This window comes from Deferrisoma sp., assembly GCF_054681715.1.
On sequence record NZ_BAAHFQ010000179.1, the window covers coordinates 1 to 5,610 of the forward strand.

Below are 5,610 nucleotides of genomic sequence, written 5' to 3' on the forward strand. Positions count from 1 at the left end.
CGTGCCCGAGATCCTCCGGGCCCTGGACCTTTTCGTGCTCCCCTCGCGAAACGAGGGCATCTCCAACACGATCCTCGAGGCCATGGCCACGGGGCTTCCGGTGCTCGCCACCGCCGTGGGCGGAAACCCCGAACTCGTGGAGTCGGGCGTAACCGGCACCCTGGTTCCCCCCGGCGACCCCGCGGCGCTCGCCCGCGCCCTCGAGGCCTACGCGGCCGCCCCGGAACGCCGCGCCGCCGAAGGCGCCGCCGCCCGCACCCGGGCCCTGGAGCGGTTCTCCATCCCGGCCATGGTGGAGGGCTATGAGGCCGTGTGGAGGCGGGTCGCACGGCGTAAGGCAGTCGGTGGTGGGGCGAGGTAGCCGTGGCTAGACGGGGGCTTGGCGCGTGGGTTTTCGCGTATGCCGTTCTTGTGGCCTACGGCACGCTCTTTCCCCTTGTGGGATGGCGGTTTCCGGCGTGGGACGAGTGGGCGCGATCCTTTCTCGCGTTACCGACGCACCTATCCCGAAGTGATCTCCTCACGAACGCCCTGGTGTACGTGCCCTTGGGTTGGGGCATCGCGGTGATGCGGCTTCGGCGGGGGGCCGGAAGCGGGGAAGCCGTGTTGGCCGCCGGCGCCTTGGGTGGGCTTTGGAGCCTGGGGCTGGAGTTCCTGCAGACCTTTCTCCCCGCCAGAGTTTCGTCGGTCGGCGATCTTGTGCTGAACGTGTTTGGCTCGGTTGTGGGGGCGGGCCTCGCCGTGCAGTTTTGCGGGGACGGCCGGGCCCCGGGGGCGCTGGGGCGGTGGGCCCGCCGGTTTCGAAACGAACGGGTCGAGCCCGGGCCGCGGGGCGACGGGGCGCTGGTGGCGTTGGGGCTCTGGGCCGGAGGGCAACTCTTCCCGTTTGCGCCGTCCATCGACGTGGGCGATCTCAAGCATGGGCTCCGGCCGCTGTATTACACGCTCCGGGACCCGGTGGGATTCCACGTGGGGCACGCTGCGGAGTACGCCCTTGCCGTGCTGGCGATCGGGCTGATCTGGGCCTCGGTGGCCCGCGGGCGCCGGGCCATGCTGTGGTTGGGGGCGGGTGTGGCGGGGGTGCTGCTCGGCAAGGTGCCCGTGGTGGGCCGGCAACTCTCGGCGGAGGCCCTGGCAGGCGCCGCCGTCGGCTGGCTAGCCGCCTGGAGGCTGTCGCAGAGGCGACCCGGGCCCCTGTTGACCGGCGCCACCTTGGTGGGGTTCGTCTTGGTCGCCGGCCTTCGGCCGGGAACGCCCCCGCCCAGCGGGTTCCACGGGATCGAGTGGGTGCCGTTCCGGGCCCAGATGACCTCCCTGGGAGGGCTGGTGGACCTCGCCGCCGGGGCGTGGCCTTATTACGCCCTCGGGTGGCTCGCGGCCTTCGGCGGAGGGGGCTCGAGCAAGCAGATTTCGGGCGGGCTCGGGATCGTGGCACTGGCGTTGGCGGTCGAGGTGGCCCAGCAGTGGATCCCCGGACGGGTGCCGGATGCCACGGACGCCCTCGTGGCCCTGCTGGCGTGGCACTTGGCTTGGGTCGTGGCCCGAAAAAACGGGGCCCTCTCCGGGCCCCGTCGGAAGGGTTCGTGAACTCGGGCGACTAGGCCCCGGGGTTGCGCCGGCGCAGGCGGGCCGCGATCCCGGCGAGCCCCGTGCCGAGGAGAAGGAGGGTGCCGGGTTCCGGGTTTACGATAACCTGAGCTTCTGCGACCGTCTTCACGTCATGCAGCCCGACGACGTACACGATGTCGGGGTCGTATTTCCCGTCCTCGAAGGCCTTCCACTGGTCGCTGCTTGTGCTCCAGCGGGCGGGTTGGGGACCGCCCGAGGCTCCACCGAACTCCACCCACCCGCGGCCAAGGCTGCCGTCCGCCGGGAAGTCGTCGAAGCCCTCGGGCGCGCCCAGCCCCGGGGTCAAGATCCGGTCACCGGGCAAGAGGTTGGCGATCTGGACGGCGTCGATCCAGGCCATGGCGCCCAAGCCGAGTTCATCGAACTCGAAGAGGGTGATGGTGGCGTCGGCGCCGAAATCGTCGGCGCCGTAGGGGGTGTAGAACCAGTCCGTCCAGTCGAGCGTCGTCTGACCGAGAACGTCATACGGGCGAACACGGATCGCAAAGGCTTCACTCGTCGCCTGTTCGTAGACGGCGAGGTCGAAGCCGTCCGCGTTGGGGAGCAATTTGCCGCCCCAAGTCAGCTGAATGATGTCCCGGGTTCCTTGCCCCCCGAGCGTGAGGGAACTCTGGGCCGGGTTTGAATCGTTAAAAAGCTTTCCCACCGTATTGTCCACGGGGAACTTCAGGCTGGCGCCAGAGTCGTGGGCCGGGTCGCCTTGCGGCGCGGTCACGTTCGTCACCGCGTTGGCGGTGTCGAACGTCTGCCCTGCCACGGTGAAGGTAAGGGAATGAGCCGGTTGCTCCAGGACGCCGAGGGCCAGCGCCGCCAGCACGAGGACGTATCGCTCGCGGGGGGAGGGAAATAGGCGTTTCATCAGGGGGTTCTCCTCTTGCGGACGTGTGCCTCTTGAACCAAAAGGGGTACTAACGCTCACGGTCCTTTGCAAGAATCGTGCTTGGATGAAACTGAGAAGAAAGGGCGATGGTGCCGGCGATTATGCCAAATTCCGTCGCGTTCTTTCGGTGCGCCCGCATCCGCGTGTGGCCCGGCTTACCCTTTTGTGGGAGTTTGTTTCCCATCCGGGCCGTCGGGCGCCTAAGGCGACAGATCGCGTCCGAGTTCCATTCGCCCTCCGGGTGGCCCCACTCAGATCTGGGTCCATCTGTGTGGATCTGTGGGGAAAAAAGGCTGGGACGGTAGGACGGTAGGACGGTAGGGCGTTCCGTCCGCGCGTCCGCACGCGACCCCGCGACCGATTGCAGGGCGGCTGTAATACACGTAACTTCCCTGCATTTCCCCAAGACGACAGGGAGGGAAAACCATGGGAATGCTCTCGCTGAGGCTCCCGGACGACCTGCTGGCACGGCTGAACCGGTTGGCGGAGGCCACGGCCCGGCCCAAGGGGTTTTACGTGCGCGAGGCGCTGAAGCGCTATCTCGACGATCTCGAGGACGTGTACCAGGGGGAGAAGCGCCTGGAAGACCTTCGGGCCGGAAAGGACGTGATCGTGTCGCACGAGGAATTCTGGGCTGGGTTGGACGATTACTGGGTGCCTGACACGCAGACCAACGACCAACGACCCGCGACGGTTCCCGCCGTCCGCGCGTCCCAACGTCCGCACGATTGTCCGTCCGCACGTCCGCACATCCCAGCGTCCGCACGTTCCGATAAACTTCTCCCCCCCACCGGCCGATCTGTTGCGGGGTGGGGCGGCGCGGGTATTCTGGAACGGTTCGTCCCGCCCCCCTCGCGTTTCCCGCTGGCACCGGATCGGCCGGAGATCCCATGGAGTTTACCGAAGCGTCGGAGACCGTAGAGCGCCTGTCGCGCCGGCTTGCGGAGGCGTCCACCCTGGAGGAGGGGGTGGAGGCCCTGGCCTGGGCCTTGGCCGAGCGGCTCTTGTTCTACCGGCTCTCCCTGGTCCTGCCGTTACGCGACCCCGACCGGTACTGGGTGGCCGCCTCGTGGGCCGAGCGGCCCGAGGAGGAGATGGCCGGGTACACCTTCGGCCTGGCCGGCCACCCCCTGGCCCCGGTGGTGACCGACGGCCGGCCGGTGGTGCGCCACGACCCCGAGAACGATGCGCCGGAACTTCCGGTGTCACGGCTCTTCCGGGGGGAGGGCAAGCGCTGGGAACTCGGGGTGCCGCTCGCTCTCGCCGCGCGGCGGGGCATGCTCGTGCTGGCGAGCCGACATCCGGAGCCGCCCGGCCCGGAGCAGGTGGCCTGGGCGGAAGGGGTGGCCCGGTGGGCCTCGGTGTGGGCCCGGCCCTGGTGCGGGCCCGGCGCGCCCGAGATGCTCCGGGAACTCTACCAGTCGCTCCTCGAGGGCGCCCTGGACGGGATCGCGCTTCTGCGGGACGGTGAGATCGTGTACGCGAACCCCTCGTTCCGGGAACTCTTCGGCCTTTCGCCGGCCGCGGCCGAGGGGCTGCGGCTCGTGGAACTCCTGGAGCCGGGCTCCCGGAAGGCCATGTTGAAGGCCCTGGACGAGCTGGCGGAGCGGCCCCGGGTGCTGCCCCGAGTGGAGGTGGAGGCCCGGGGGCCCCAGGGCCGGCCCCTGGTGCTGGACCTGGGGTTCCAAGCCATGCTCCACGAGGGGGTGCCCGCCGTGCTGGTGCAGGTCCACAACGCCACCGCCCGGGCCCGGCGGGAGCAGGAGATCCGGGAGCGGGTGGACCACCTGCTGCGGGTGCTGGGCCACGACCTTCGCACCCCGCTTACGGCCGTCTTGGGCTACGGCCAGCTCCTGGACGAGCGCCTCGACAAGGAAACCCCCGAGAAGCTCCGGGAGATGGTGGCCGTGTTGCGGCGTTCGGCCGAGGGGCTCCGGCGGCTCGCCGAGGGGATGCTCGAGTACGCCGCCCTGGGACGGGAGGGCTCGCCCCTGGGGCCGGTGGTGTTGGAGCCGCTCCTTCGCACCGTGGAGGCGGAACTGGCCGATCCGATCGTCCGGAGCGGGGCGGCGATCCGCTACCGGGGGCTCCCCGAGCGGGTCTGGGGCCGGCCGGTGGAGGTGGGGCGGGTGTTCCGGAACCTGTTCGAAAACGCGATCCGGTACGCCCAGCCCGGGGTGCCGCCCGAGATCGAGGTCGCGGGCGAGGGGGAGGACCGGGGGTTCCACGTGATCTCGGTGGCCGACAACGGCCGGGGAGTCGCCCCGGAGGACCGGGAGCGGATCTTCGGACTTTTCGAGAAGGGCCCGGGCGGCGGGACGGGGTTGGGGCTCGCCCTGGTCCACCGGATCGTGACCGGGTACGGCGGCCGGGTGTGGGTGGAGCCGGGGGAGGAGGGGAGCCGGTTCTACGTGACCCTGCCCCGGGCGCCCGAGGCGTAGCGCCGGGCGAGGAACGCTCGGTCCCGGGGGGAGAGGTTCACCCACCGCACCCCCACGCGGCCGTCGGGCCGCGCGTACACCACCCGGCCGGCGAACGTCCGGACCTCCCGCTCGAACACGATGTCGAACCGCCACACCTCCCCGGGCCGGGGCACGGGGGCTTGGGCAAACCGCAATCCGGCGCCCCCCAAGGAGACGTCGAGGGTCTTGCCCAGGTTCTCGCCGGTCTCGGCCCGGGCCCCCACGGTGCGCACGTCGCGCCACCGCGGTGTCTTTCGGGCCTCGTTGATCCATTCGGGAAGCCGGCTGATGACCATGGCGCCCCTTCCGTGTGGTTTCACGTTGGGACGTTCGGACGTTCGGACGCTGGGACGTTAGGACGTTGGGACGTTAGGACGCTGGGACGTTCGGACGCGGGGTCCCAGAAACTTTGATGATTCCAGCGTCGCCGCCCGGCGTGGTCGGAATCTTGGCACCTGGGGGCCCCCACGGGGGCCGAAGAACCCTCCCCTGAAGACGGGGGACGCGCCGGAAAGGGCCGGCACCCCTCGGGCGGGGATGCAAAGGGAGTGCCGGGGGCGTTGGGACGGTAGGACGTTGGGACGCTAGGACGTTAGGACGGTAGGACGTTTCGTCCGCACGTTCGCACGTCCCAGCGTC

Annotated in this window: 6 protein-coding genes; 4 read left to right on the forward strand and 2 right to left on the reverse strand. The window is 70.0% G+C overall.

Going from position 1 to position 5,610, the window contains the following annotated elements; genetic code table 11:
- Both ACY0I8_RS15815 and ACY0I8_RS15820 read left to right on the forward strand, forming a co-directional pair.
- Window positions 1–361 (forward strand): glycosyltransferase (locus ACY0I8_RS15815; RefSeq protein ID WP_461395510.1); only part of this gene is annotated, 361 nt, incomplete at its 5' end.
- 2 nt (window positions 362–363) lie between these two features.
- Window positions 364–1,587 (forward strand): VanZ family protein, encoded by a 1,224-nt coding sequence (locus ACY0I8_RS15820; RefSeq protein ID WP_461395511.1) that lies wholly within the window; start codon window positions 364–366, stop codon window positions 1,585–1,587.
- A 10-nt stretch (window positions 1,588–1,597) separates the two neighbouring features.
- Here ACY0I8_RS15820 and ACY0I8_RS15825 read toward each other — a convergent pair whose 3' ends face one another.
- Entirely contained in the window at window positions 1,598–2,488 is an 891-nt protein-coding gene (locus ACY0I8_RS15825) for a PEP-CTERM sorting domain-containing protein (RefSeq protein ID WP_461395512.1), read from the reverse strand.
- 447 nt (window positions 2,489–2,935) lie between these two features.
- Here ACY0I8_RS15825 and relB point away from each other — a divergent pair, with 447 nt between their 5' ends.
- Together relB and ACY0I8_RS15835 are read left to right on the forward strand one after the other, a co-directional pair.
- A complete protein-coding gene (gene relB / locus ACY0I8_RS15830; RefSeq protein WP_461395513.1) occupies window positions 2,936–3,430 on the forward strand; it encodes a type II toxin-antitoxin system RelB family antitoxin in 495 nt (164 codons plus the stop codon).
- The gene (locus ACY0I8_RS15835; protein WP_461395514.1) at window positions 3,400–4,950 is read left to right on the forward strand and encodes a sensor histidine kinase; all 1,551 of its coding nucleotides are present in this window, start codon (window positions 3,400–3,402) and stop codon (window positions 4,948–4,950) included. The genes relB and ACY0I8_RS15835 overlap by 31 nt, the downstream gene beginning before the upstream one ends.
- Here the strand turns inward: ACY0I8_RS15835 and ACY0I8_RS15840 are convergent.
- Entirely contained in the window at window positions 4,917–5,267 is a 351-nt protein-coding gene (locus ACY0I8_RS15840) for a PilZ domain-containing protein (protein WP_461395515.1), read from the reverse strand. The genes ACY0I8_RS15835 and ACY0I8_RS15840 overlap by 34 nt on opposite strands.
- Between the last annotated feature and the right edge of the window lie 343 nt (window positions 5,268–5,610).

What these genes read in the sequence shown, in the direction of transcription:
- relB (WP_461395513.1), top strand. Translation starts at nt 2,936, where the DNA reads ATGGGAATGCTCTCGCTGAGGCTCCCGGACGACCTGCTGGCACGGCTG.
- ACY0I8_RS15825 (WP_461395512.1), bottom strand. Translation starts at nt 2,488, where the DNA reads ATGAAACGCCTATTTCCCTCCCCCCGCGAGCGATACGTCCTCGTGCTG.
- ACY0I8_RS15840 (WP_461395515.1), bottom strand. Translation starts at nt 5,267, where the DNA reads ATGGTCATCAGCCGGCTTCCCGAATGGATCAACGAGGCCCGAAAGACA.
- ACY0I8_RS15835 (WP_461395514.1), top strand. Translation starts at nt 3,400, where the DNA reads ATGGAGTTTACCGAAGCGTCGGAGACCGTAGAGCGCCTGTCGCGCCGG.